General features: G+C 73.1%; 23 protein-coding genes. 18 read left to right on the forward strand and 5 right to left on the reverse strand.

The features are described 5' to 3' along the window. Nucleotides 1-41: 41 nt before the first annotated feature. Complete coding sequence (locus tag ABEB00_RS29640; protein WP_345623611.1) at nucleotides 42-701, forward strand: trimeric intracellular cation channel family protein; 660 nt, start codon at nucleotides 42-44, stop codon at nucleotides 699-701. Between the two features lie 59 nt (nucleotides 702-760). Next, on the forward strand, nucleotides 761-1621 hold the full coding sequence (locus tag ABEB00_RS29645) for a thioesterase family protein (protein WP_345623612.1): 861 nt from the start codon (nucleotides 761-763) through the stop codon (nucleotides 1619-1621). Between the two features lie 99 nt (nucleotides 1622-1720). On the opposite strand, the gene ABEB00_RS29650 is transcribed toward ABEB00_RS29645, so the two are convergent. Further along, nucleotides 1721-2347, reverse strand: a complete 627-nt coding sequence (locus ABEB00_RS29650) for a TetR family transcriptional regulator (protein ID WP_345623613.1) — start codon at nucleotides 2345-2347, stop codon at nucleotides 1721-1723. Between the two features lie 120 nt (nucleotides 2348-2467). Between ABEB00_RS29650 and ABEB00_RS29655 the strand changes: the two genes are divergently transcribed. The 3 genes from ABEB00_RS29655 (at nucleotide 2468) to ABEB00_RS29665 (ending at nucleotide 4385) form a co-directional block, all read left to right on the forward strand. After that, a complete protein-coding gene (locus tag ABEB00_RS29655; RefSeq protein ID WP_345623615.1) occupies nucleotides 2468-2641 on the forward strand; it encodes a hypothetical protein in 174 nt (57 codons plus the stop codon). Nucleotides 2642-2726: 85 nt separating this feature from the next. After that, a complete protein-coding gene (locus tag ABEB00_RS29660; protein WP_345623617.1) occupies nucleotides 2727-2993 on the forward strand; it encodes a DUF4190 domain-containing protein in 267 nt (88 codons plus the stop codon). 222 nt (nucleotides 2994-3215) lie between these two features. Continuing rightward, a complete protein-coding gene (locus ABEB00_RS29665; RefSeq protein ID WP_345623619.1) occupies nucleotides 3216-4385 on the forward strand; it encodes a cysteine desulfurase family protein in 1170 nt (389 codons plus the stop codon). 86 nt (nucleotides 4386-4471) lie between these two features. Here ABEB00_RS29665 and ABEB00_RS29670 read toward each other — a convergent pair whose 3' ends face one another. Then, on the reverse strand, nucleotides 4472-5221 hold the full coding sequence (locus ABEB00_RS29670) for an N-acetylmuramoyl-L-alanine amidase (RefSeq protein ID WP_345623620.1): 750 nt from the start codon (nucleotides 5219-5221) through the stop codon (nucleotides 4472-4474). A 60-nt stretch (nucleotides 5222-5281) separates the two neighbouring features. Between ABEB00_RS29670 and mnmA the strand changes: the two genes are divergently transcribed. Further along, a complete protein-coding gene (gene mnmA, locus ABEB00_RS29675) occupies nucleotides 5282-6415 on the forward strand; it encodes a tRNA 2-thiouridine(34) synthase MnmA (RefSeq protein ID WP_345623621.1) in 1134 nt (377 codons plus the stop codon). A gap of 36 nt (nucleotides 6416-6451) precedes the next feature. On the opposite strand, the gene ABEB00_RS29680 is transcribed toward mnmA, so the two are convergent. Then, nucleotides 6452-6775 (reverse strand): DUF427 domain-containing protein, encoded by a 324-nt coding sequence (locus ABEB00_RS29680; RefSeq protein WP_345623622.1) that lies wholly within the window; start codon nucleotides 6773-6775, stop codon nucleotides 6452-6454. A 92-nt stretch (nucleotides 6776-6867) separates the two neighbouring features. Here ABEB00_RS29680 and ABEB00_RS29685 point away from each other — a divergent pair, with 92 nt between their 5' ends. From ABEB00_RS29685 to ABEB00_RS29735, 11 genes are all read left to right on the forward strand, one after another. Beyond that, complete coding sequence (locus tag ABEB00_RS29685) at nucleotides 6868-7407, forward strand: LOG family protein (protein WP_345623623.1); 540 nt, start codon at nucleotides 6868-6870, stop codon at nucleotides 7405-7407. A gap of 78 nt (nucleotides 7408-7485) precedes the next feature. Next, a complete protein-coding gene (locus ABEB00_RS29690; protein WP_345623624.1) occupies nucleotides 7486-8184 on the forward strand; it encodes an SDR family oxidoreductase in 699 nt (232 codons plus the stop codon). 32 nt (nucleotides 8185-8216) lie between these two features. Continuing rightward, nucleotides 8217-9221, forward strand: coding sequence for a methionine synthase (locus ABEB00_RS29695; RefSeq protein WP_345623625.1), 1005 nt, complete (start codon nucleotides 8217-8219; stop codon nucleotides 9219-9221). A gap of 16 nt (nucleotides 9222-9237) precedes the next feature. Further along, nucleotides 9238-11433, forward strand: coding sequence for an NAD-dependent DNA ligase LigA (ligA, locus tag ABEB00_RS29700; RefSeq protein WP_345623627.1), 2196 nt, complete (start codon nucleotides 9238-9240; stop codon nucleotides 11431-11433). A gap of 260 nt (nucleotides 11434-11693) precedes the next feature. Then, the gene (locus ABEB00_RS29705; protein ID WP_345623628.1) at nucleotides 11694-13931 is read left to right on the forward strand and encodes a putative bifunctional diguanylate cyclase/phosphodiesterase; all 2238 of its coding nucleotides are present in this window, start codon (nucleotides 11694-11696) and stop codon (nucleotides 13929-13931) included. Nucleotides 13932-14132: 201 nt separating this feature from the next. Beyond that, the gene (gene gatC, locus ABEB00_RS29710) at nucleotides 14133-14429 is read left to right on the forward strand and encodes an Asp-tRNA(Asn)/Glu-tRNA(Gln) amidotransferase subunit GatC (protein ID WP_055421830.1); all 297 of its coding nucleotides are present in this window, start codon (nucleotides 14133-14135) and stop codon (nucleotides 14427-14429) included. 5 nt (nucleotides 14430-14434) lie between these two features. Continuing rightward, a complete protein-coding gene (gene gatA / locus ABEB00_RS29715; RefSeq protein ID WP_345623629.1) occupies nucleotides 14435-15928 on the forward strand; it encodes an Asp-tRNA(Asn)/Glu-tRNA(Gln) amidotransferase subunit GatA in 1494 nt (497 codons plus the stop codon). Then, nucleotides 15925-16164: a hypothetical protein gene (locus tag ABEB00_RS29720; RefSeq protein ID WP_345623630.1), complete on the forward strand. Its 240-nt coding sequence runs from the start codon at nucleotides 15925-15927 to the stop codon at nucleotides 16162-16164. The genes gatA and ABEB00_RS29720 overlap by 4 nt, the downstream gene beginning before the upstream one ends. Before the next feature lie 16 nt (nucleotides 16165-16180). Beyond that, on the forward strand, nucleotides 16181-17695 hold the full coding sequence (gene gatB, locus ABEB00_RS29725; protein ID WP_345623631.1) for an Asp-tRNA(Asn)/Glu-tRNA(Gln) amidotransferase subunit GatB: 1515 nt from the start codon (nucleotides 16181-16183) through the stop codon (nucleotides 17693-17695). 93 nt (nucleotides 17696-17788) lie between these two features. Beyond that, nucleotides 17789-18364 (forward strand): GNAT family N-acetyltransferase, encoded by a 576-nt coding sequence (locus ABEB00_RS29730; protein ID WP_345623680.1) that lies wholly within the window; start codon nucleotides 17789-17791, stop codon nucleotides 18362-18364. Between the two features lie 35 nt (nucleotides 18365-18399). Further along, on the forward strand, nucleotides 18400-19011 hold the full coding sequence (locus tag ABEB00_RS29735; RefSeq protein WP_345623632.1) for a hypothetical protein: 612 nt from the start codon (nucleotides 18400-18402) through the stop codon (nucleotides 19009-19011). A 73-nt stretch (nucleotides 19012-19084) separates the two neighbouring features. Here the strand turns inward: ABEB00_RS29735 and ABEB00_RS29740 are convergent, their stop codons facing one another. Both ABEB00_RS29740 and ABEB00_RS29745 read right to left on the reverse strand, forming a co-directional pair. Beyond that, nucleotides 19085-20251 (reverse strand): PQQ-dependent sugar dehydrogenase, encoded by a 1167-nt coding sequence (locus ABEB00_RS29740; RefSeq protein ID WP_345623634.1) that lies wholly within the window; start codon nucleotides 20249-20251, stop codon nucleotides 19085-19087. Nucleotides 20252-20332: 81 nt separating this feature from the next. Next, on the reverse strand, nucleotides 20333-21331 hold the full coding sequence (locus ABEB00_RS29745) for an aldo/keto reductase (protein ID WP_345623635.1): 999 nt from the start codon (nucleotides 21329-21331) through the stop codon (nucleotides 20333-20335). A gap of 78 nt (nucleotides 21332-21409) precedes the next feature. Here ABEB00_RS29745 and ABEB00_RS29750 point away from each other — a divergent pair, with 78 nt between their 5' ends. Beyond that, the gene (locus tag ABEB00_RS29750; protein ID WP_345623636.1) at nucleotides 21410-22363 is read left to right on the forward strand and encodes a 2-hydroxyacid dehydrogenase; all 954 of its coding nucleotides are present in this window, start codon (nucleotides 21410-21412) and stop codon (nucleotides 22361-22363) included. Nucleotides 22364-22697: the final 334 nt, after the last annotated feature.

A 22697-nucleotide genomic window follows, 5' to 3' on the forward strand; every position in this document is an offset into this window, starting at 1 on the left:
CGAACGAAGGCGGGGGCTCGCTGCCGGGTGAGAATGTCGGGGTGTACGAGCAACTCTTCAGCCCGTCCGTCCAGCACACCCTCGATCTCGTCGGCATCTTCGTCTTCGCGATCTCCGGTGCGCTGCTGGCCGTCCGCAAGAACTTCGACGTCTTCGGCATCGCCGTCCTCGCCGAGGTCACCGCGCTCGGCGGCGGGCTGCTCCGGGACCTGATCATCGGGGCGGTGCCGCCCGCGGCCTTCACCGACCTCGGGTACTTCGTGACCCCGCTCCTCGCCACCCTGCTGGTCTTCTTCCTGCACCCGCACGTCGAGCGCCTGCAGACCGGCGTCAACGTCTTCGACGCGGCCGGCCTCGGCCTGTTCTGCGTCGCCGGGACGACCAAGGCGTACGACCACGGACTCGGCCTCACCGCCTCCGCCTGCCTGGGACTCGCCACGGCGGTGGGCGGCGGCGTCCTGCGGGACGTCCTCGCCAACGAGGTGCCCTCGCTGCTGCGCTGGGACCGCGACCTGTACGCCGTGCCGGCGATGGTCGGCGCCACCATGGTCGCCCTGTGCATCCGCTTCGACACCCTCACCCCGCTCACCAGCGCGCTGGCGGTGGTGACCGCGTTCGTGCTGCGGCTGTGCGCGATGCGGTTCCACTGGCGGGCACCGCGGGCGTGGAACCGGCGGTCGACGGTGCTGGAGGCGGAGTGAGCGCACCTCCCACCGGGGCAAGCTACCGCTTAGTAGCCTTTCTGTTGTAGCGTGCGGTCATGTCAGAAGCAGCCTCCGCACCGGCCGTGCGGGCCACCGTCGGCGACAGTGAGTTCGACCGGGACACCGCGGTCACCCGGCGCTCCCCGGGCGTCTACGACCTCGACCTCTCCGCCGGCTGGACCATCATTAACGCCGTCAACGGCGGCTATCTGCTGGCGGTCGTCGGCCGCGCCCTCGCGGACGCGCTTCCGCACTCCGACCCCTTCACCATCTCCGCGCACTACCTGACGGCGTCCCGGCCGGGCCCGGCCACCGTGCGCACCGAGACCGTGCGCACCGGGCGGACCCTCTCCACCGGCCAGGCGTCGCTGCTCCAGTACGACGAGGACGGCAAGGAGGTCGAACGCATCCGCGTCCTCGCCTCCTACGGCGACCTCGACGCCCTGCCCGACGACGTCCGCACCTCCGCGAAGCCGCCGCCGTTGCCCCCGCTCGACCAGTGCCTCGGCCCGGCGGACGGCCCGGCGCCCGTCGAGGGCAGCTCCGCCATCGCGGACCGGCTGCTGCTCAAGCTGGACCCCGCCACGGTGGGCTGGGCCCTCGGGCAGCCCTCGGGCAACGGCGAGATACGGGGCTGGTTCGGGCTCGCCGACGGACGCGACGCCGACCCCCTCTCGCTGCTGCTGGCCGTGGACGCGCTGCCGCCGACCGCGTTCGAACTGGGGCTGAAGGGCTGGGTGCCGACGGTCGAGCTGACCGTGCACGTGCGCTGCCGCCCGGCGCCGGGCCCGCTGCGCGTCTTCCTCACCACCCGCAACCTCGCCGGGGGCTTCCTGGAGGAGGACGCCGAGGTCTGGGACAGCGCCGACCGGCTGGTCGCGCAGTCCCGGCAGCTCGCGCGGGTGCGGCTCGGCTGACCCCGCGCCACCCGGGCCGCTCGTGCCACCCGCACCACCCGGGCCGCTCGTGCCACCCGTTCCCACCCGGGTGCGCGGGGCCGGGGACGGCGCCCCGGGTCAGTCCAGCCAGTGGCCGCGGCCGATGCTGATCAGCCGCAGCCGGCGGGCCGCCAGTTCGGCCACCCGCCGCCGTTCCCGCTCGGGGGCGTTCAGCGCCTCCAGGAACAGCGAGGCCGTGCTCAGCATCTGGTCGACGTAGAGACCGGCGAGCATCAGCAGGTCGCCGTCGTCCCAGCCGGCCGCCCCGGGGTCCCCGGCCAGCTCGTCCCGGACCTCCTCGGCGAACCTGCCCAGTTGGTCCCGTATCGCCTCCCGCACCGGCTGGACCCCGCCGTGCCGCTCCCGGGCGATGAACCGGACGTGCGCCGGGTGCGCGGCCACATGACCGGCGATCAGCTCGACGGCGCGGGCGATGCGCTCGTCACTGTGCTGCTCCGGGGAGACCGTGGTCCGGATCATCGGGTGCAGACTGCCCAGCGCCTCCTCCACCAAGGCCACGCCGAGGTCGGCGGTGGAGTGGAAGTGCCGGTAGAAGGCGGTGGGGGCGACGCCGACCGCGCGGGTGACCTCACGCAGTCCGAGACTGCTCAGGCTCTGCTCCTCCAGCAGTGCGAGCGCCGCGTCCAGCAGCGCCTGCCGGGTCCGCTGCTTCTGTGCCTGCCGGACACCGAGGGTGTGACTCATGCCATGCAGTTAACAACTGTTCTCCCGGAGAGGAAAGCCATGGCCCGCGCTAGAGTGGGAACTCAGTGGACAAGTGTTACTACAAGCGTTCACCGAATCGAACCCTGGGGGACCGACTCCATGCTGTTCATCGTTGCCGCACTGCTGCTGCTCGGCGTCGCGCTGGGCACCGTCGCCCACGCCCCGCTCGGCCTCTCCCTCGCCGTCGGCGCGGTCATCGCCGTCTGGCTCGGCGTCTTCGCGCTCCGCGAGCGGCACGGCCGCCGCCGGCGCGGCGCCACCTCCGCCCACTGAGCGCCGCCCACTGAGCCCCGCCCACGCCCCGTCCGCGGGGCCCTGCCCACCGGCAGACCGACCCGGGAAGATCTGGGAGATCACCATGCAGCTCACCGCACCGGCCACCCGCCGGGCCGGCGTCCGGGACACCGACGGCATGGCCGTCGCCTCCTTCGTCCTGGGCCTGCTCGGCCTGCTCGTCCTCAACGTCGTCCTCGGCCCGATCGCCATCGTGCTGGCCTCCGTCGCCCTGTGGCGGGGCACCGCCCGCCGCGGCCGGGCCCTCCTCGGACTGGGTCTGGGCGTCGCCGACCTGCTCGTCCTGGTGGCGGTCGTGCAGAGCGACGGCACCCTCTCGTGGAGCGTCTGAACCGCCCGCGACGCAGGGCCCCGCGACAACGGCCGGGCCCGCTCCGGAGTGGCGGACACGGCCCGCTCAGGCGTGGCGGACACGGCCCCTCCCGCGAGGCGGACACGGCCCCTCCCGCGAGGCGGGCGGAGTGCCTCCCGCGAGGCGGGCGGAGCATCCCCCCTGCGGCGGCCGGACTTGCTCCGGGGGCAGCCGGGGGCGCCCCGTAGAATCGGCGGCACCATGGCTTACCTCGACCACGCCGCGACCACCCCGATGCTCCCCGAGGCGGTCGAGGCACTCACCGCGCACCTCGGCGTCACGGGCAACGCCTCCTCCCTCCACGCGTCCGGCCGCCGTGCCCGGCGCACCGTCGAGGAGGCCCGCGAGGCCCTCGCCGAGGCCCTGGGTGCCCGGCCGAGCGAGGTGGTGTTCACCTCCGGCGGCACCGAGGCCGACAACCTCGCCGTCAAGGGCCTGTACTGGGCCCGCCGCGACGCCGACCCGGCCCGCACCCGGGTCCTGGCCAGCCCCGTCGAGCACCACGCGGTCCTCGACGCCGTCCACTGGCTCGGCGAGCACGAGGGCGCGACCGTCGAGTACCTCCCCGTCGACGCCCACGGCCGCGTCCACCCCGAGGTGCTGCGCGAGGCGATCGCCCGCAACCCCGACGACGTGGCCCTGGCCACCGTCATGTGGGCGAACAACGAGATCGGCACCGTGATGCCGGTCCGCGAACTCGCCGACGCCGCCGCCGGATACGGGGTGCCGCTGCACGCCGACGCGGTACAGGCGCTCGGCCAGCTCCCGGTCGACTTCGCCGCCTCCGGGCTCGCCGCGATGACCGTCTCCGGACACAAGGTCGGCGGCCCCTACGGCATCGGTGCCCTGCTCCTGGGCCGCGAGTACACCCCCGTGCCCGTGCTGCACGGCGGCGGCCAGGAACGCCACGTCCGCTCCGGCACCCTCGACGTCCCCGCGATCGCCTCCTTCGCCGTGGCCGGCCGGATCGCCGCCGAGCGGAGCGAGTGGTTCGCCCGCGAGATCGGCGCCCTGCGCGACGACCTGGCCGACGCGGTCCGCTCGGCGGTCCCCGACGCGGTCCTCGGCGGCGACACCGCGCCCGGCGGCCGGCTGCCCGCCAACGCCCACTTCACCTTCCCCGGCTGCGAGGGCGACTCCCTGCTGCTCCTCCTCGACGCCCAGGGCATCGAGTGCTCCACCGGCTCGGCCTGCACCGCGGGCGTCGCCCAGCCCAGCCACGTCCTGCTGGCCACCGGGACCGACCCCGACCTGGCCCGCGGCACCCTGCGCTTCTCGCTGGGCCACACCTCCACGGAGGCCGACGTCAAGGCGGTCGCCAAGGCGATCGGCCCCGCGGTGGAACGGGCCCGGGCGGCGGGACTGACGTAAGCCCTGGGCCCGCTGTAAGCCCTGGACGACCCGCGTAAGCCCTGGACCCGCCCCCGAACCCGCGGCGAGCCGGCCCTGTGCCGACCCTAGGCCCCGGTCCGGCTGCTCGACGGCGACGGCGACGGCGACGACGACGGCGGGCGGGACGGTGAGGCGGACGGCGTGCTCGTGGCCGCCCGCCGGACCAGTCCCAGGTACCGGTCCCAGTCCCAGTGCGGTCCCGGGTCGGTGTGGTCGGTGCCCGGCACCTCGACGTGGCCGATGAGGTGCTCGCGGTCCAGGGGTATGTCGTACCGGGCGCAGATCTGGGCGGTCAGACGCGCGGAGGCGGCGTACATCGCGTCCGTGAAGTCCTGCGGCCGGTCCACGAACCCCTCGTGCTCTATGCCGACACTGCGCTCGTTGTACGACCGGTTGCCCGCGTGGTACGCCACGTCCAGCTCACGGATCATCTGCGTGACCCGGCCGTCCTGACCGACGATGTAGTGCGCGGCCGCCTGGTGCGCCGGGTCCTGGAACGCCCTGACCGCGCCGGTGAAACTGCCCTGGGTGACATGGACGACCACCATGTCGATGCCGAAGTCGTCGGGACGGTCCGCCCGCCGCCAGTTCGCGTCGGAGGCCGCCACCCAGCGGGCCGTCGCGTAGTCGACCACGCCCTCTTCGCGCGGCTTCTCCACCCCGGGCGTGCGCCACCACAGGCGGCCCAGCTCGTCGCGTGCCAGCACCGCGGTGCCGACGGCCGCCGCGGCGCCGCCCACGATCAGCGCCCGCCGCCCGATGCGCCGGTCGTCGTCCTTGGATGATCCGTTCCCGGATCGGCTGCTTGCCCCCATACGATCTTCAACGGATATCCGGGGCCCCTGGTTCCCGCGCACCCGTACCCTGGAGTGGTTATGACTGACGACACTCCGCAGCGCTCCCGTCCGCTCCGCGTCCTCGCCGCCATGTCGGGCGGGGTCGACTCCGCCGTCGCCGCCGCCCGCGCGGCCGAGGCGGGGCACGACGTGACCGGCGTCCACCTCGCGCTCTCCGCCAACCCGCAGTCGTTCCGGACCGGCGCGCGCGGCTGTTGCACCATCGAGGACTCGCGCGACGCCCGCCGCGCCGCGGACGTCATCGGCATCCCGTTCTACGTCTGGGACCTCGCCGACCGCTTCCGCGAGGACGTCGTGGAGGACTTCGTCGCCGAGTACGAGGCCGGGCGCACCCCCAACCCCTGCCTGCGCTGCAACGAGAAGATCAAGTTCGCCGCGCTCCTGGACAAGGCGCTCGCCCTGGGCTTCGACGCGGTCTGCACCGGCCACTACGCCCAGGTGATCACCCGCGCCGACGGCACGCGTGAACTGCACCGCGCCTCCGACATGGCCAAGGACCAGAGCTACGTCCTCGGCGTCCTGGACGACCGCCAGCTCGCGCACGCCCTGTTCCCGCTCGGCGACACCGTCACCACCAAGGACGAGATCCGGGCGGAGGCCGAGCGCCGGGGCCTGGCCGTCGCCAAGAAGCCCGACTCGCACGACATCTGCTTCATCGCCGACGGCGACACCCAGGGCTTCCTCGCCGACCGCCTGGGCCGCGCCGAGGGCGACATCGTCGACGAGGCCGGCAACGCGCTCGGCACCCACGAGGGCGCGTACGGCTTCACCATCGGCCAGCGCAAGGGCCTGCGGATCGGCACGCCCGCCCCCGACGGCAAGCCCCGCTACGTCCTCGACATCTCGCCGGTGACCAACACGGTCACCGTCGGCCCGGCGGCCTCCCTGGACGTCAGCGCCCTGCGCGCGCTCCGGCCCCGCTGGTGCGGCGCCGCCCCGGCCGGCCCCGGCACCTACACCGCCCAGCTCCGCGCCCACGGCGGCGAGACCGGGGTGCGGGCCGAGATGGTCGACGGCGCCCTTGAGGTCACCTTCACCGAACCGGTCCGCGGTGTCGCCCCCGGCCAGGCGATCGTGCTGTACGACGGCACACGCGTGGTGGGTTCGGCGACGATCGCGTCCACCACGCGTGCGACGGCCGGGGCGGCCTGAGCCCCCCGGGGGCTCTCCCGCAGGGCGGGTTCCGCCCTAGACCTCCTCTACTTCGTAGAAGCACAGGTGGTCCTTGATCGCCCGGACGTCCGGCTTCGGGTCCGGGTAGGCCCACGCGAGGTCCGGCGCGTCCGGCAGCGACCAGTAGGACGCGTCGCCCTTGAAGGGGCAGTGGGTCCGGGTCGCCGACTCGGTGAGCAGGTCGAGGCGTACGTCCCGCGGGGGGATGTAGTAGCGGTCCGGGCAGCCCGTCTCCTTCAGTACGAGCGCCTCGTCGCTCTCGGCCAGGACCTGCCCGCCGTGCGCCGCGCGTACCCGCCGTGCGCTGGGCTCGACGGTGATGCGGTGTCCATGGGTCACGATCGTCCTCCTCGGATCGGCCGGCTGTTCCTCGTTCCAGCACCGCCGGGAACCGAGTTCTTCCCCGCAGGACGCCGCCGTACCGTGGCCGTATGAACATCTGCGTCTTCCTCTCCGCCGCCGACCTCGACGAGCGCTACACCCGTCCCGCGAAGGAATTCGCCACCCTGCTCGGCAAGGGCGGCCACACGCTCGTCTGGGGCGGCTCCGACACGGGACTGATGAAGGTGGTCGCCGACGGCGTGCAGGAGGCCGGAGGGCGGCTCCTGGGCGTCTCCGTGGCGTTCCTGGCGGCGAAGGCGCGCGAGGGCGTCGAGGAGATGGTGATCGCCGCCGACCTCGCCGAGCGCAAGCGGCTGCTGCTGGAGCGGGCCGACGCCGTGGTGATCATGGTGGGCGGCACCGGCACGCTGGACGAGGCGACCGAGATCCTGGAGCTGAAGAAGCACGGACACACCGACATGCCGGTCGTCCTGCTCAACACCGCGGGCTTCTACGACGGCCTCAAGGAGCAGTTCCGCCGCATGGAGACGGAGGGCTTCCTCCCGCGTCCCCTCACCGAACTGGTCCTCTTCGCCGAGGAACCGGTCGGCGCGCTGGCCCACCTGGAGGAGAGCCACGGCGTGAGGTGAGCCACGGCGTGAGGTGAGCCGCCGGTGAGCCGGGCCGGGGCGGGCCGGGGCGGGGAGCGGGCGCCTGGTGATGCGAGCATGGCGGACATGGCTACACATGTGATCACCGGAGCCGGCTCCGGCATCGGCGCGGCCGTCGCCCGCCGCCTGCACACGCGCGGCGACCAGCTCGTCCTGCACGCGCGCGACGCGGGCCGCGCCAAGGAACTGGCGGCCGGGTTCCCCGGCGCGCACACCCTCGTCGGCGACCTCGCGGAGCCGGACCGGCTCTCCTGGGCGCTCTCCCACCAGTCGCCCCCGGACCGCGTGGACTCGCTGCTGCACATCGCCGGAGTGGTCGACCTCGGCCCGGTCGGCGAACTCACCCCCAAGGCCTGGCGCCACCAGCTCGACGTCAACCTCGTCGCGCCCGCCGAGCTGACCCGCCTCCTGCTGCCGCAGCTCCGCGTCGCCCAGGGGCATGTGATCTTCGTCAACTCCGGCTCCGGCCTCACCGCGCACGCCGAGTGGGCCGCGTACGCCGCCTCCAAGCACGGCCTGAAGGCCCTCGCCGACTCGCTGCGCCACGAGGAGCACGGCAACGGGGTGCGCGTCACCTCCGTCTACCCCGGGCGCACCGCCAGCCCCATGCAGGCCAAGGTGCACCAGCAGGAGGGCAAGGAGTACGACGCGACGCGGTGGATCGACCCCGAGTCGGTCGCCACGGCCCTCGTGATGGCCCTGGACCTGCCCCGGGACGCCGAGGTCAACGACCTGACGGTGCGCCCCGGGCGGTGACCGCGGCGGCGGGCGCTGCGTAGGCTGCCGCCGTGAGCGAAAACAGCCAGTTCAGGTTCGGAGCCGCCACCGGCATCGGGTCCATGCCGGGTCAGGACGCGCGCGAGGCCGCCAAGACCGTCACCGGCTCCTTCGAGGATTTCCCGTTCCTGCCCGAACTGCCCGCCCGCGGACCCGGCGCGGACATGATCGGGCGGAGCGCCGGAATGCTCGTCGAGATGTACGCCCGCGTGGAGCCCAGCGGATGGCGGCTCGGGGACCGGCCGGGCCGGGACACCAAACGGGCCCGCTCCTGGCTCCGGGAGGACATCGACGCCCTGGAGGAGTTCACCCAGGGCTACCAGGGCGCGCTGAAGGTGCAGGCGGTCGGCCCCTGGACGCTGGCCGCCGCCCTGGAACTGCGCGGCGGCGAGGCGGTCCTCTCCGACGCCGGTGCCGCCCGGGACCTCACCGCCTCCCTCGCCGAGGGTCTGCGGCTGCACCTCGCGGAGGTGGCCCGCCGGGTGCCCGGCGCCACCCTCGTGCTCCAGCTCGACGAGCCCTCCCTCACCACCGTGCTGCGCGGCCAGGTGCGTTCCGCGAGCGGCTACCGCACCTACCGGGCCGTCGACCGGCAGGTCGTCGAGGGCGCGCTGCGCGCCGTCGCCGGCGTCCACGACGGCCCGGTGGTGGTCCACTCCTGTGCGCCGGACGTCCCCTTCGCCCTGCTGCGCCGCGCGGGCATGGCCGGCGTCTCGTTCGACTTCTCGCTTCTCACCGAGCGTGACGACGACGTGATCGGTGAGGCGGTGGAGGGCGGCACCCGGCTGTTCGCCGGTGTGGTGCCGGGCACCGACGGCCCATTGTCAGACCCTGCCGGTAGCGTCATGGGTGTCAGAACGCTGTGGCGCAGGCTGGGGCTGGATCCGGGGCTTCTCACGGAGACGGTCACCCTCACCCCGTCGTGCGGACTCGCGGGCGCGTCCCCCGAGTACGCGCGCCGGGCGCTCGCCCACTGCGGCCAGGCGGCGAGATCCCTCGCGGACAACCCAGAGTAACGGGAGGACGAATACGGTGGCCGGCGACAAGCAGGCGGAGACCACGAGCGTGCCCGCCGAGGCACGGGAGCAGCACGCGCAGCTCGCTGAGCGGATCGAGGAGCACCGCTTCCGGTACTACGTGAAGGACGCCCCCGTCGTCAGCGACGCGGAGTTCGACCGGCTGCTGCGCTCCCTGGAGGCGCTGGAGGAGGAGTACCCGCCGCTGCGCACGCCCCAGTCGCCGACCCAGAAGGTCGCCGGTTCCTACGCGACGGAGTTCACGGCCGTCGAGCACCGCTCGCGCATGCTCTCCCTCGACAACACCTTCAACGACGAGGAACTCGCCGCCTGGGCCGAGCGCATCCACAAGGAGCTGGGCGAGCAGGAGTTCCACTTCCTGTGCGAGCTGAAGGTCGACGGCCTCGCCGTCAACCTCACCTACGAGCGCGGCCGCCTGGTCCGCGCCGCCACCCGCGGCGACGGCCGCACCGGCGAGGACATCACCCCGAACGTCCGCACCATCGCCGGCATCCCCGAGCGCCTGACGGGCGAGCGGGTCCCCGACCTGGTGGAGATCCGCGGCGAGGTCTACTTCCCGATGGAGAAGTTCGAGGGCCTCAACCGCCGCCTGGTCGAGGCCGGCGACAAGCCCTTCGCCAACCCGCGCAACGCGGCGGCCGGCTCGCTGCGCCAGAAGGACCCGCGCGTCACCGCCGGCCGCCCGCTGCACATGGTCGTCCACGGCATCGGCGCCCTGGAGGGCTACACCGGCCTGACCCGCCTCTCCCAGGGCTACGACCTGCTCAAGACCTGGGGCCTGCCCACCTCCCCGCACAACAGGGTCGTCGACGGCCTCGACGGCGTACGGGAGTTCATCGCCCACTACGGCGAGAACCGGCACTCGGTGGCGCACGAGATCGACGGCGCCGTCGTCAAGCTCGACGAGATCCGCCTCCAGGGACGGCTCGGCTCCACCGCCCGCGCGCCCCGCTGGGCCATCGCCTACAAGTACGCGCCGGAGGAGGTCAACACCAAGCTCCTCGACATCAAGGTCGCCGTCGGCCGCACCGGCCGCGTCACGCCCTACGCGCAGGTCGAACCGGTCACGGTGGCCGGCAGCGAGGTCGAGTTCGCCACCCTGCACAACCAGGAGGTCGTCAAGGCCAAGGGCGTGCTCATCGGCGACACCGTGGTGCTGCGCAAGGCCGGTGACGTCATCCCGGAGATCCTCGGACCCGTCGCCGACCTGCGGGACGGCGGCGAGCGGGAGTTCGTGATGCCGGCCGACTGCCCCGAGTGCGGGACGCCGCTGCGCGCGATGAAGGAGGGCGACATCGACCTGCGCTGCCCGAACGCCCGCACCTGCCCGGCCCAGTTGCGCGGCCGGGTCTCCTACCTCGCGGGCCGGGAGTGCCTCGACATCGAGCACTTCGGCGACGTCGTGGCGGCCGCGCTGACCCAGCCGCTGGAGCCCGCAGACCCGCCGCTCGTCGACGAGGGCGACCTCTTCGGCCTCACCGTGGAGAAGCTGCTCCCCATCAGGGCCTACGTCCTCGATCCCGCCAGCGGGCTGCCCAAGCGCGACCCGAAGACCGGCGAGGAGAAGATCGCCACGGTCTTCGCCAACCAGAAGGGCGAGCCGAAGAAGAACACCCTGGCCCTGCTGCGGAACATCGAGGAGGCGAAGAGCCGCCCCCTCGCCCGGTTCCTCAACGGCCTCTCCATCCGGCACGTCGGACCGGTCGCCGCCCAGGAACTCGCCCGCCAGTTCCGGTCCGTGGACCGTATCGAGCGCGCCACCGAGCAGGAACTGGCCGACACCGACGGCGTCGGACCGATCATCGCCGCCGCGCTCAAGGAGTGGTTCGCCGAGGAGTGGCACCGCGAGATCGTCCGCAAGTGGACGGCGGCCGGCGTAACGCTGGAGGAGCGGTCGACCGGTGAGGACGAGGGCCCGCGGCCGCTCGAAGGGCTCACCGTCGTCGTCACCGGCACCCTCGAACGCTTCACCCGGGACGGGGCCAAGGAGGCCCTCCAGAGCCGGGGCGCGAAGGTGACCGGATCGGTGTCGAAGAAGACCGCGTTCGTCGTGGTGGGGGAGAACCCCGGATCGAAATACGACAAGGCCGTGCAGGCGAAGGTCCCGGTCCTCGACGAGGACGGCTTCGACATCCTGCTCGAACAGGGTCCCGAGGCGGCTCGGGAAGCCGCGCTTTCGGCCGAGGAATAGCGGTTGAAGGCCACCCGATCGGCGCATATCAGAAGCATAAGGGTGGCCTGGGCGCATTCGGGCAACCGCCGACGACCGGTGCCCGGGGAAGCCTTCCGCGGCCTACTGTTGAGGGGTGCGCCTGCCGCGCCCAGCCGCGGCCGGAGCATCCCCGTGCTCCGAAGGAGCGGGAGGACGGGTTCTCCCGCACGGAGTCGTCGAGGGCTGCCGGGCATTCGGGCCGCGTGGTGTGGGTACCGCCGGCCGTGAGAGGGACGGGAATGGAACCGACCGAGAGCGCCGCCCCGGGCTCACGGCTGCGCCTGCGTCGCCTGGCCGACGCGGTGCGCACCGGCCCGTGGACCGGCCGGCCCGCACCGGGCGGCAGCGCTCGGGGGCGCGACGCCGTACCGCGACCGGCGCAGGCCGGAGCGCACGCCCCCGGCCCGACCGGCGGCGACGCCGAACGGCACCTGGCCCGGCCCCCGTTGCCCACGGCCGTCGTCGCGGCGGCCGGCCTGGTCCTGGGCGCCGGTTTCTTCCGGGCCTTCTCCGACGGCCACGCCCTCTTCCCGTCCGGCCCGGTCGGCTGGTCGCTGGCCGTGCTGACCGGCGTCATCGTCGGCCACCTCGTCATGCTCGGCCGCTCCCGCTGGTCGGGCGGCACCGGCTCGGGCGCCGCCCTCACCCTCGCCGTCCTGCTGCTCTACGGCTGGATCCCGGCCGGCATGGTCAGCCTCACCGTCGTCGTCCTGGTCGGCGTCGCCCGTCGGGGCCACTGGCGGCAGGGCATCCTGCACGGCGCCGTCGACATCCTCGGCATCGCCGCCGGAGCCGCCCTGCTGGGCGCCTGCCGCTCCGTCCCCTCCGTCGAGTCCCCCTGGGACCCGGACACCTGGACGCTCTACACCGCCCCCGAGGTGGTGCTGGTCGCCGTCGCCTACCTCGCCGTCACCCGCACCCTGCTGTGGTACCTCCAGGCACCCCGCTCCGGGCTGCCCACCGTCGCCCGCACCGCCCTGGTCCGACAGGGCCTGATGGCGGTGGCACTGCTCGGCATCGCGCCGCTGGTCTGCGTGGTCGCCTTCGCCCAGCCGGTGCTGCTGCCGCTGTTCGCCATCCCGCTGATCGCCCTCGACTCCACCCTGTGGATCGCCCGCGCCCGCGCCGAGGAACAACTGCGCGACCCGCTGACCGGGCTGCCCAACCGGCAGTGGCTCCAGGAGCGCATCTGGACCGCGCTGGACGACGCCGAACGCATCGGCGCCCGCGCCGCCCTGATGCTGATCGACCTCGACCGGTTCCGGTCGGTCAACGACACCCTGGGGCACCTGGCGGGCGACCGGCTGCTGCTCCAGATCGCCGACCGGCTCCGGCTGGCACTGCCGCGCGGCGCCGAGGCCGCGCGGCTCGGCGGCGACGAGTTCGCCGTCCTGCTGCCGGTCGCCGACTCCACGACCTCCGCGACCCGCATCGCCCGCTCCCTGGTCGCCGACCTCAGCTCCCCGCTCGACCTGGACGGACTCACCCTCGTCCTGGAGGCCAGCGCCGGGGTCGCCGTCTTCCCCGACCACGCCATGGACGCCGACGGGCTGCTGCGCCGGGCCGACGTGGCGATGTACCAGGCCAAGCGGGACCGTACGGGCGTCGAGGTCTACGAGTCCAAGCGGGACTCCAACACCCCGGACCGGCTCGGCCTCCTCGGCGATCTGCGCCGCGCCCTGGACGCCCGCGAGGTCGAACTGCACTACCAGCCCAAGGTCCGCTTCGACGGGCAGGTCGCCGGCCTGGAGGCCCTGGTGCGCTGGGTGCACCCGGAGCGGGGCAAGGTGCCGCCGGACGAGTTCATAGCGATCGCCGAGTCCTCCGGGCTGATGCCGCACCTCACCGAGTACGTGCTGGACACGGCGCTCGCCCAGGTCGCCCGGTGGCGCGCCCAGAGCCTGTTCGTGCCGGTCGCGGTCAACGTCTCCCCGCGTGACGTGCACACCCCCGGCTTCGCCGGCTCGGTCGCCGCCCGGCTGGCCCGGCACGGCGTCCCCGCCGGATCGCTGCAACTGGAGATCACCGAACACGTCCTCCTGGAGGACCCGCAGCGCGCCGCCGACACCCTGGCCGGACTGACCGCCCACGGCGTGAAGATGTCCCTCGACGACTTCGGCACCGGCTACTCCTCCCTCGTCCACCTGCGCCGGCTCCCCGTCAGCGAGCTGAAGATCGACCGTTCCTTCGTCGCCCGGCTGGCCGTCGACACCGAGGACGCGGAGATCGTGCGCTGCACGGTCGACCTGGCGCACTCCCTCGGCCTGCTGGTCGTCGCCGAGGGCGTGGAGGACGACGAGACCTGGGAGCGGCTGCGCGACCTCGGCTGCGACGCGGTGCAGGGCTGGCTGGTCGCGGCGGCGATGCCGCCGGAGGAGATGACCGCGTGGCTGCGGGCGCGTGGCTCGCGGGGGTGGCAGCGGCCGACGGCCGCGCTCCCCGCCGCCGCGGCGGACGACCCGGGCCGGGTGGGCTGACCCCGGGCCCGACCCGGGCCGGGGCGGGCTGACCCCGGGGCCCGGCGCGCCGCGGCTCCGCCGGGTGCCGGTGCCCATGCCGGTGTCGGTGCCGGGTACGGCGAGAGGGCTGTCGGGCGGCCGCGGGAAGCCGTTTCACGCCCACGGGTCCCGACCCATAGGATTGGGCCAAACCAACACTCTCACCCAGAGGAACGCTGCATGCCTGGCATCACGCGCGAGGAGGTCGCCCACCTCGCCCGGCTGGCGCGTCTGGAGCTGAAGCCCGAGGAGCTTGAACACTTCGCGGGACAGCTCGACGACATCATCGGCGCGGTCGCCCGCGTCAGCGAGGTCGCCGACCAAGACGTACCGCCGACCTCGCACCCGCTCCCGCTGACGAACGTCATGCGGCCGGACGAGGTCCGTCCCTCGCTCACGCCCGCGCAGGCGCTCTCCGGCGCCCCGGCCCAGGAGCAGCAGCGTTTCAAGGTGCCGCAGATCCTGGGGGAGGAGTAACCGCCATGAGCGACATCATCAGGCTCACCGCGGCCGAGATCGCCGAGAAGATCGCCTCCGGCGAACTGACGGCCGTCGAGGTCACCGAGGCCCACCTGGCCCGCATCGAGGCCGTCGACGAGAAGGTGCACGCCTTCCTGCACGTCGACCGGGAGGGCGCGCTCGCCCAGGCCCGTGCCGTGGACGCCAAGCGGGAGCGCGGCGAACAGCTCGGCCCGCTGGCCGGCGTACCGCTCGCGCTGAAGGACATCTTCACCACCGAGGGCGTGCCGACCACCGTCGGCTCCAAGATCCTCGAAGGCTGGATCCCGCCGTACGACGCGACCGTCACCAAGCGGCTGAAGGCCGCCGACGTCGTCATCCTCGGCAAGACCAACATGGACGAGTTCGCCATGGGGTCGTCGACGGAGAACAGCGCCTACGGGCCGACCGGCAACCCCTGGGACCTCACCAAGATCCCCGGCGGTTCCGGCGGCGGTTCCTCCGCCGCCCTCGCCGCGTTCCAGGCGCCGCTCGCCATCGGCACCGACACCGGCGGTTCCATCCGCCAGCCCGCGGCCGTCACCGGCACGGTCGGCGTCAAGCCGACGTACGGCGGCGTCTCCCGCTACGGCATGGTCGCCTTCTCCTCCTCCCTCGACCAGGGCGGCCCGTGCGCCCGTACGGTCCTGGACGCGGCGCTGCTGCACGAGGTGATCGCCGGACACGACCCGATGGACTCCACCTCCGTCGACGCCCCGGTCCCCGCGGTCGTCGAGGCCGCCCGCAACGGCAGTGTCGCCGGGATGCGCGTCGGCGTCGTCAAGCAGTTCCGCGGCGAGGGCTACCAGGCCGGCGTCATCCAGCGGTTCGACGAGTCCGTCACGCTGCTCAAGGAGCTGGGCGCCGAGATCGTCGAACTGGACTGCCCGTCCTTCGACCTCGCGCTGTCGGCTTACTACCTGATCGCCCCCTCCGAGTGCTCCTCCAACCTCGCCCGCTTCGACGGCCTGCGCTACGGCGCGCGCGTCGGCGACGACGGCACCCACTCCGCGGAGGAGGTCACCTCGCTGACCCGCGAGGCCGGCTTCGGCCCCGAGGTCAAGCGCCGCATCATGCTCGGCACGTACGCCCTGTCGAGCGGCTACTACGACGCCTACTACGGCAGCGCCCAGAAGGTCCGCACCCTCATCACGCGGGACTTCGAGAAGGCGTTCGAGCAGGTCGACGTGATCGTCTCCCCGACGACCCCGACCACCGCCTTCGCGATCGGCGAGCGCGCCGACGACCCGATGGCGATGTACCTCGCCGACCTGTGCACCATCCCCACCAACCTGGCGGGCAACGCGGCCATGTCGCTGCCCTGCGGCCTCGCTCCCGAGGACAACCTGCCGGTGGGTCTGCAGATCATCGCCCCCGCCATGAAGGACGACCGGCTGTACCGGGTCGGCGCCGCCGTAGAGGCCGCCTTCGTGGAAAAGTGGGGCCACCCGCTGATCGAGGAGGCACCGTCGCTGTGAGCGCACTGTCCAAGGCCAAGGGCTTCAAGAGTTCCAAGTCCGGCCTGTACATCTCGATGGCCACGTCGGCGTTCGGCGCCGTCGGGGTGTACAAGCAGATCAAGAAGTCCCGCGGTGACAACGACACGCTCCGGCTGCTCGACGCCGTCGTGACCGGTGCCGCGGTCGTCACCAACCTCGCCATCCTCTACCGCGAGCTGAAGCGGCTGGGCGACGACGACGTCCTGCTGGGCTGAGAGGGAAGTTTTCACCGTGACCACCACGACCGAACTGGTGTCGTACGAGGACGCGCTGGCGTCGTACGACCCCGTCATGGGCCTTGAGGTCCATGTCGAACTCGGCACGCACACCAAGATGTTCTGCGGCTGCTCGACCACGCTCGGCGCCGGCCCGAACACCCAGACCTGCCCGGTCTGCCTCGGCATGCCCGGCGCGCTCCCGGTCGTCAACGCGACCGGGGTCGAGTCGGCCATCAGGATCGGTCTCGCGCTGAACTGCGAGATCGCCGAGTGGTGCCGCTTCGCCCGGAAGAACTACTTCTATCCGGACATGCCGAAGAACTTCCAGACCTCCCAGTACGACGAGCCGATCGCCTTCGACGGCTACCTCGACGTGCAGTTGGAGGACGGCGAGACCTTCCGGGTGCAGATCGAACGCGCCCACATGGAGGAGGACACCGGCAAGTCGACCCACGTCGGCGGCGCGACGGGCCGTATCCACGGCGCCTCGCACTCCCTGCTCGACTACAACCGCGCCGGCATCCCGCTGATCGAGATCGTCACCAGGCCGATCGAGGGCGCGGGCGAGCGGGCCCCCGAGGTCGCGCGGGCCTACGTCCGCGAACTGCGCGAGGTCATCCGCGCGCTCGGCGTCTCCGAGGCCCGGATGGAGATGGGCCAGATGCGCTGCGACGTCAACCTGTCGCTGCGCCCGCACGGCCGGGAGAAGTTCGGCACCCGCTCGGAGACGAAGAACGTCAACTCGCTGCGCTCCGTCGAGCGCGCGGCGCGCTTCGAGATCCAGCGGCACGCCGCCGTGCTCGACGGCGGCGGCACCATCATCCAGGAGACCCGCCACTTCCACGAGGACACCGGGTCCACGACCTCGGGCCGTGTGAAGGAGGAGGCCGAGGACTACCGGTACTTCCCGGAGCCCGACCTGGTCCCGGTCGCCCCCTCGCGCGAGTGGGTCGAGGAGATCCGGGGTTCGCTGCCCGAGCTGCCGCTGGTGCGCCGCAACCGGCTCCGCGAGGAGTGGGGGATCTCCGCGGTCGACATGCAGTCGATCCTCAACGCCGGCGCCCTGGACCCGATCGTCGCCACGATCGACGCCGGTGCCGACGCGGCCGCCGCCCGCAAGTGGTGGATGGGCGAGCTGGCCCGCAGTGCCAACGAGTCCCAGAAGTCGCTGGACGAGCTGGCCATCACGCCCCGGCAGGTGGCCCGGGTCACCGAGCTGGTCGCCAAGGGTGACCTGAACGACAAGCTGGCCCGCCAGGTCATCGAGGGCGTACTCGCCGGCGAGGGCACGCCGGACGAGGTCGTCGACAAGCGCGGCCTGAAGGTCGTCTCCGACGAGGGCGCGCTGACCACCGCCGTGGACGAGGCCATCGCCGGCAACCCGGCCGTCGCGGACAAGATCCGCGGCGGCAAGGTGGCTGCGGCCGGCGCCCTGGTCGGCGCGGTCATGAAGGCCACCCGCGGCCAGGCCGACGCCGCCCGCGTCAAGGAGCTGATCCTCCGGCGGCTGGGCGCGGCAGAGGGCTGACCTGCGGCCCGTTGAGTCCCACGAGGGGGCGCGTCGACCACGACGCGCCCCCCTCGATCGTTCGTGAGCGCGCCGAAGAAGGAGCTGGTGGGGATGTACGCGATACCGCTGGGCGAGGACGGGGCCGAGCTGCGCCCGCTGGAGCCCTGGCACGCCCGGGAGTTCCTCGACCACCTGGACCGGGGCCGGGAGTTCATCGGGCGGTTCATCCCGTTCGGCTCCAAGGCGACGGACCTCGACTCCGCGCGGGCGATGCTCCAGCGCTACGCCGACCTGCGCGCCGCCGACACCGCGTCCCTGCACGGTCTGTGGCTGGGCGGCACCCTCGTCGGCGGAGTCCTCTTCCTGAACTTCGACGCGGCCCGCGGCAACTGCGAGGTCGGCTGCTGGCTGGAACCCGCCGGTACCGGACGCGGCCTGGTGACCCGCGCGATGCGGGTGCTCATCGACTGGGCCGTCGGGGAACGCGGCATCCACCGCGTCGAGTGGGTCGCCGCCGCCGGCAACACACCGAGCGTGAACACCGCCCGGCGCCTGGGCATGACCCGCGACGGCGTCCGGCGCGAGGCGCACCCCTATGGTGGGGTACGGCACGACCTGGAGGTCTGGTCCGTGCTGGCGCCCGAGTGGCGCGAGGCACGCGCGCGTGCCGCCCACAGCGATCATTAAGAAACCTCTCAGACAGCGTCCGTACGGTGCGAGACATGGGAACGAAGACAGTGGACGAGACCGGCACCCCCGCCAAGGCCGACCAGACCGCCAAGGATGAGGAGAACGTGATCGTCACCGACGGCGACGCCGCCGCCGAGGAGCAGCAGACCGCCGGGACCACCGAGCCCGGCGAAACCACCGAGCCCGGCGAGGCCACCGGGGACGGAGCCGACGCCGAGGCGGCCGCGACGCCCGTCGAGGAGACCGGGGCCACCGGCGTCGGCCAGGGCGCGGGCGCGGTCGTCTCCGCCGGACTCGGCATCGTGTCCCTCACCGGGAGCTGGGTCGGCACCGTCGCCTCCGCCCGTGAATCGCTGATCGGACAGCTCTCCACCTCCTCGTCCTCGGACGTCTCCGTCCTGATCGAGAAGGGCTACGGCAACGCCTGGCACGCCACCGCGCTCTGGGGCGGCGTCTTCGCCCTGGTCGCGCTGATCGTCGGCGTCGTCGTACTGGCCCGGCCCGCGTTCGGCGCGCCGGGCCGGCCGCAGGCCCCGTGGATCAAGTCGGTCTCCTGGGCGGGCGTCGCGCTGGGCGTGATCGGCCTGATCCTGGCGGTCCTGAAGTACACCGACGTCCTGCTCGGCCTGCCCGCCGCGGGCTGAACCCGACACGCCCTGAGGGGTCCCGGGGCATCCGCGCGCCGTCCCGCGCCCGCCCTCGGACCCCTCTCGCGCGTCACTTCACCGTCAACTCGACTATCCGGTCGTCGCCGCGCTTCGGCTCACCCCGGCCGTCCGTGTTGCTGGTCACCAGCCACAGCTTGTCGCCGCCCGCCGCGACCACCGTGCGCAGCCGCCCGTACTCGCCCGCCAGGAAGGACTGCGGGTCGGCCGCGGCCTTCGTGCCCTTCAGCGGGACGCGCCACAGCCGCTCGCCGCGCAGGCCCGCCAGCCAGAGCGAACCCCCGGCCTCGGCGATGCCGCTCGGGGACGCCTCGTCGGTCTTCCACTGGGCGAGCGGGTCCTGGAAGGCGTCGTCGTCGGAGCGGCCCTCGGCCTCGGGCCAGCCGTAGTTGCCGCCCGGCGTGATCGCGTTCAGCTCGTCCCAGGTGTCCTGCCCGAACTCGGCGGCGAACAGCCGCTCCTCGGAGTCCCAAGCCAGACCCTGCACATTGCGGTGCCCGTAGGAGTAGACCGGGGAGTCCGGGAAGGGGTTGCCGCGCGCGGGCTCGCCCTCCGGGGTCAGGCGCAGGATCTTGCCGCCCAGGCTCTCCTTGTCCTGGGAGAGACCGGTCTCGCCGCTCTCACCGGTGCCGACGTACAGCATCTTGTCCGGGCCGAAGGCGATCCGGCCGCCGTTGTGGACGAACCCCTTGGGGATGCCCTTGAAGACCGTGTCCGGGGCGCCCAACTGCTCACCGGACGGCTTCTTCGGGTCGTAGAGCATGCGCACGACGCGGTTGTCCGAGGCGGAGGTGAAGTACGCGTAGACCATGCGGTCCGCGGCGAAGCCGGGGGAGAGGGCGAGACCCAGCAGGCCGCCCTCGCCGGCCGGCGAGACCCCCGGCACCTCGCCCAGCACCGTCTTCCGGCCGGACTTCTCGTCGATCCGGGTGATCGTGCCGGTGTCCCGGGAGGAGACCAGCAGACCGCCCCCGCCGGGCAGCGCGGCCAGGCCCCAGGGGCTCTTGAGGCCGGTGGCGACCGTACGGCCGACCTCGACGGAGCCCTTCGCGGGCGGCGGCCGCTCACCGGCCGGCCCGGACGAGGACGGTGACGAGGCGCGGCTCGGCGGAGCGCTGCCGGCCGCCGCCGGTCCGCCTCCGTCGCCGGCGGAGCAGCCGGCCGTCAGCAGAAGTGCGGCGGCCACCACGGCCGGCCCGGCTCGACGTCGCACGATCATGGTCCCTTCGACACGGCGGGTCCTACCTGTCTTACGCCGCACACGCCGCACAGGTTCCCGGTCGGACGAACCCGAACCGCCTCACTCCCAGGAACCGAGCGCCCGCGGCAGCGCGCCCACCTCCGCGAGGTCCGCCGGCGTCAGCCGCAGCCCGGCCGCGGCGGCGTTCTCCTCGACCCAGTGCTCCTGCTTGGTGCCCGGCACCGGAACCACGTGGCGGCCCTGCGCCAGCACCCAGGCCAGCGCCACCTGCGCGGGCGTGACCGCCTCGCCGTACCGGGCCGCGACCCGGCGCAGGCCCACCACTATCGGCTGGTTGGCGGCCATCATCTCGGCGGTGAAGCGCGGATGCCGGGCCCGCAGGTCGTCCGGTTCGAAGCCCTCGCCCGGCGTCAGCGTGCCGGTGAGGAACCCGCTGCCGAGCGGCATCGCGGCGAGGAATCCGATCCCGCGCGCCGCGCACCACGGCAGCAGCGACTCCAGCGCGTCCGGTGACCACACCGACAGCTCCGCCTCCACCGCACTCACCGGGAAGACCTGCTGCACCCGCGCGAGCTGCCGGATCGTGGCGTCGTGCAGTTTCGCCCCGGACCGCCGCGCGGAGCGCGCGCCCACCGCGCTCAGCCCGAGCGCCCGCACCTTCCCGGCCCGCACCAGATCGGCCATCGCCCCCCAGGTCTCCTCGACGGGGATCTCCGGGTCGGCGCGGTGCAACTGGTAGAGGTCGATGACGTCCGTCTGCAGCCGGCGCAGCGAGGCGTCGCAGGCCCGGCGGACATATCCGGGGCGGCCGTTGGCCACGACGTGCTGGTCACCGACGAGCAGCCCCACCTTCGTCGACACGAAGGCGTCCGGCCGCCGCTCCCGCAACACCCGCCCCAGCAGCAGCTCGTTGGTGAACGGGCCGTACATGTCGGCGGTGTCCAGCAGGGAACAGCCCAGGTCGAGCGCCCGGTGCACCGCCCTGAGCGAGGCGTCACCCCGCTGCCGGGACGCGCTGTACGCCCAGCTCATCGGCATGCACCCCAGTCCGACGGCCCCCACCGTGAGTGCCGCCGCGCCGATCGTCCTGCGCTCCACCTGTGCGTGACCCTCCCTCGTTAGGCCACCCCAAACCTAACCTCTGCCGCCGCGACCTCCTGACATAGCCTCCTGACCATGACTGCTGACGTATGGCTGCCCATCCCGCCGGACGAGCTGACGGGCCTCCCCGAGGGCCCCGCGTACCGCTTCTGGGACGGCGCCGAGGACTTCCCCGCGGACCCCGCCGACTGCGCCTACTACGTCGTTCCCTACATGAAGCCCGCCGGGATCGGCGTACGCCCGCTGGCGTCGATGCGCTCGGTCCAGGTCGTCCAGACTCTGTCGGCAGGCGTCGACAGCGTGGAGCCGGGGCTGCGGGACCTGCCCGCCGGCGTGCGGCTCTGCAACGCCCGCGGGGTGCACGAGGCCAGCACCGCGGAGCTGGCCCTGACGCTGATACTGGCCTCCCTGCGCGGCGTCCCCGACTTCGTGCGGGCCCAGGACCGGGGCGAGTGGCGCGGCGGTTTCCGGCCCGCGCTGGCCGACCGGAACGTGCTCGTCGTGGGGTACGGCTCGATCGGCGCCGCCATCGAGGACCGGCTCGTACCCTTCGAGGTGGCGCGGGTGGCGCGCGTCGCGCGCTCCGCTCGCACCTCCGCACGCGGGCCGGTGCATCCGCTCACCGAACTGCCCGGACTGCTCCCGGAGGCCGACGTCGTCGTGGTCTCCACACCGCTCACCGAGACCACCCGCGGCCTGGTCGGCGCCGACTTCCTGGCCCGCATGAAGGACGGCGCCCTGCTGGTCAACGTGGCCCGCGGGCCGGTGGTCGACACCGGGGCGCTGCTCGCCGAGCTGGCGACCGGCCGCCTCACCGCGGCCCTCGACGTCACCGACCCCGAGCCGCTGCCCGCGGACCACCCGCTGTGGCGGGCGCCAGGGGTACTGATCAGCCCGCACGTCGGCGGACCGACCTCCGCCTTCCTGCCGCGCGCCAAGCGGCTGCTGACCGACCAGTTGACGCGTTTCGTGAACCGGGAGCCGCTGCGCAACGTGATCCTGACGACAGGAACCACTCCCCGCGCGTGATCGGCATCCGAGGCGAACGCGGGCCGGACGACCGGCGCACGCGCCGCGTTCCGGAAGCATGATCCGTACGACCGGCGCACGCGCCGCGACAACCGCCAGATCCGTTTCAGGTACCCTCCGCGACCTTCCGGGCGCAGTGGGTACCGGCATATCCACTGATCGTTACGGAGCGTAGAGAAGGTATGTCCCTGAGTGACGAGACTGGTGTATCGTCCCGACAGGGGCAGCGCCGCGCACACTTCGGCGCCGGGGACGGACATGGAGACTGCGAGGGGGGCGACGGGCGATGCACGGCCTTTGGACGAACGATCCGACGCGGCGGAGCCGCCTGCGG

It is taken from the genome of Streptomyces ziwulingensis (assembly GCF_039542605.1).
Classification (GTDB): domain Bacteria; phylum Actinomycetota; class Actinomycetes; order Streptomycetales; family Streptomycetaceae; genus Streptomyces; species Streptomyces ziwulingensis.